Source organism: Rhodococcus sp. P3_B8, from assembly GCF_056402775.1.
The window spans coordinates 1-3,041 of the sequence record NZ_JBFUGT010000506.1; the positions used below are offsets into that span (position 1 = coordinate 1).

Genomic DNA, 3,041 nt, shown 5'->3' on the forward strand with positions numbered 1-3,041 from the left:
CCCCCGTTCCGGCGGTGAGGAATTCGTCCGAAAGAAAGTGAGTCATCGTGATTTTCATCGTGGTGAAGTTCAAGGTCCTCGACAAGTACCGGAACGACTGGTTACTCGTCACCAAGGAGTTCACCGACGCGACCCGATCCGAGCCGGGCAATCTCTGGTTCGAATGGCATCGCAGCGCAGACGATCCCGCCGAGTTCGTGCTGATCGAGGCGTTCCGGGACGGGCAGGCCGGGTCCGACCACGTCGCTGCCGACCACTTCCGGAAGGGATTGGACGCGATGCGCCCGGCACTGAGCGAGACACCGCGCATCCTCCACACCGACCTACCCGGCACCGACTGGTCCCGCATGGGCGAACTGGAGATCAGCCGGTAACCCGGTGCGGCGCACAACCTGACGGAATACATCACTGTGGAAGGACGAGCATGACCGTGGTGACGACCGGCCCCGTCGCGCGTCTGCTCGCGGCACTGGGCGATGCCGTGGTGACCGACAGCGACACCATGATCGCCTACACCCGCGACCAGTCGATGCTCTCCCCCTCCGGGCATCCGATCGCGGTGGTCCGCGCCCGGACCACCGACCACGTCGTAACAACCCTGAAAACCGCCCACCGGTACGGCATTCCAGTCGTCACGAGAGGGGCGGGCACCGGACTCGCCGGCGGGGCCAACGCGATCGACGACTGCATCGTGCTCAGCACCGAAAAACTCGACCGCATCCTCACCATCGACGAACAGTCCCGCACCGCCACGGTCGAGCCGGGAGTGATCAACGGTGTCCTCGCTGCCGCGGCCGCGGAGCGCGGACTCTGGTACGTCCCCGACCCCGGCAGTCGCGCCGTCTCCACGATCGGGGGGAACCTCGCGACCAATGCCGGCGGAGCATGCTGCGCGAAATACGGGGTCACCGGCGACCACGTCGCCCGGATCAAGGCGGTGCTCGCCGACGGCCGGATCATCCACACCGGCGCCGCCACCCGCAAAAATGTCGCCGGATTGAACCTGACCCAACTGCTGGTCGGGTCCGAGGGCACCCTGGCCGTCATCGTCGAGGCGACCATGCGGCTGCGTCGACCACCGGCACGCACGGCCACCGTCGTCGCCGCCTTCGCCGAGCCCGTCCAGGCGGTCGACGCGGTGATGGCGATTCAGGCGGTGGCCGACCCGAGCCTGGTGGAACTCATGGACCGCACCACCATCTCGGCCGTCAACGACATGACCCGCATGGGTCTCGACCAGACGGCCGGCGCGCTGCTGTTGATCCAGTGCGACGGCGACGCAGCCCCGGCGGAAGCGCAGCGCAGCGCGGACGCGTGCCGTGCCTCCGCGGCCACCGAGCTGTACATGAGCACCGACCCCGCCGAAGGAGACGCCCTCATGCAGGCCCGCAGTGTGGCGCTGACCGCCCTCGAGCGCCGCGGCAGCACTCTGCTCGACGACCTGGCCGTGCCGGTGCCCCGGCTACCGCACATGCTCGACGCCATTACCCGCATCGCCGACCACTACCGCCTCCTCATCGGCACCTTCGGGCACGCCGCCGACGGCAACCTCCACCCCACGATCGTGTTCGACGCCGCAGATCCGGACGCCACCGAACGGGCCCACCAGGCCTTCGACGAGATGGTGGCGCGATGCTTGGCGCTGGGCGGATCCATCACGGGCGAGCACGGCGTCGGCGACCTCAAACGCCGCTACCTCGAACCCATGATCGGGTCGGTGGAGAGGTCCCTGATGGCGGAAGTCAAGGCAGCGTTCGACCCCACCGGAATTCTCAATCCGGGACGTGCGATATGACACCCACGAAACCACACGTCCGATCGAAGCGGGACGACGACCTCGTCCTGGAGTTCGGCAACCGGTGGGCAGTGTTCGGCGGCGGCAGCGCCGAAGACATCTTCGTCACGTTCGGGTGGACCGAGGCGCAGTACTTCGAGCGCCTGAAGGTCCTGGCCGGACGACGTTTCCCGCCCCTCGACGACACCCTCCGGCACCGTCTTCTCGCCGTGTGCGCCGAGCGGCTACAGCGAACCGCTCATCCCCCTTCCCCTGCGTCGAAAGGCCACGTCGATGACAGCGAATCCCGGCTGACGCCACGCTGATCCCGGTGCTCCGCCACCCCGTCTCATATTGAGACCCGTCTCACATCGAGACGACGTACCCTCAACTACGTGAGAGGTGGAGAATCGGGGCGTAAATACAGCATGACCAGCAAGGATCTACAGAAGGCGCGAGAGCTGTTCCTCGCCGACGACGGCCTCGACAGCTCCGTTCGCCAGCCCATCTCGTACTCGTGGCAGCGATCGAAGTCGCTCAAGGTGCGCCCCGACCAACTCGACCTCCCGTTCGTACGAGAGCCGAATCTGGACTGCCCTCTCGTCGCGGCAGCCGAACCCGTCCTGCGGCAACTCGCGGACGGACTGGTCGACGAACCGGTGAGCGTCATCCTGACCTCGGCTGACGGAGTGATCTTGACCAGGATCACCGCCAGCCGACGACTCAATCGCACACTCGACGACGTCCAACTGATACCCGGTTACAGCTACTCGGAACAATTCGCCGGCACCAACGGCATCGGCACCACTCTCGAAACCCGTCAGCCCATCCTGGTGACGGGCGCCGAGCACTACGCCGACTGCCTCGGGCAACTGGCGTGCGCCGGTGTCCCGATCACCCATCCGATGTCCGGCGCCCTCGTCGGCGCGCTCGATCTCACCGGCTGGGTAGAGGACGGTGGCCCGCTGTTGGCCACCCTCGCCAAATCCGCCACGGCTCAGATCGAAGGCCGACTCCTGGCGCAGGCCAGTGCGGACCAGACTGCGTTACTCAACGCCTATCTGAAGGTCTGTCGACGGTCACCCCAAACGGGGGTGTTGGCGCTCGGCGACGACGTCGTTCTCGTCAACCGAAAACTGCGCGTGGCACTGGATGCCCAGGATCAGGGTGCGTTGCTCGAACACGCCGTGGACCTGAGCGGCGCTCCGGCCACCCAACGACACATCGTCGCCCTGCCCAGCGGGCAGACGGCCCGGCTGTCCTCGGT

The 3,041-nt window shown here is 66.8% G+C and carries 4 protein-coding genes; all 4 read left to right on the forward strand.

Going from position 1 to position 3,041, the window contains the following annotated elements:
- The first annotated feature begins 47 nt into the window (after window positions 1-47).
- Window positions 48-374 carry a putative quinol monooxygenase gene (locus tag AC1D1G_RS43660; RefSeq protein WP_283335406.1) on the forward strand — a complete coding sequence of 109 codons (327 nt, stop codon included), beginning with the start codon at window positions 48-50 and terminating at the stop codon, window positions 372-374.
- 50 nt (window positions 375-424) lie between these two features.
- Entirely contained in the window at window positions 425-1,795 is a 1,371-nt protein-coding gene (locus tag AC1D1G_RS43665; RefSeq protein ID WP_477956758.1) for an FAD-binding oxidoreductase, read from the forward strand.
- Complete coding sequence (locus AC1D1G_RS43670; RefSeq protein ID WP_283335403.1) at window positions 1,792-2,100, forward strand: hypothetical protein; 309 nt, start codon at window positions 1,792-1,794, stop codon at window positions 2,098-2,100. The genes AC1D1G_RS43665 and AC1D1G_RS43670 overlap by 4 nt, the downstream gene beginning before the upstream one ends.
- 102 nt (window positions 2,101-2,202) lie before the next feature.
- The coding region (locus tag AC1D1G_RS43675) for a GAF domain-containing protein (protein WP_477956759.1) at window positions 2,203-3,041 on the forward strand (839 nt) is incomplete at its 3' end.

Bases quoted from the DNA above. Each gene is read 5' to 3' on its own strand.
- AC1D1G_RS43665 (WP_477956758.1), top strand. From the start codon at position 425: ATGACCGTGGTGACGACCGGCCCCGTCGCGCGTCTGCTCGCGGCACTG.
- AC1D1G_RS43670 (WP_283335403.1), top strand. From the start codon at position 1,792: ATGACACCCACGAAACCACACGTCCGATCGAAGCGGGACGACGACCTC.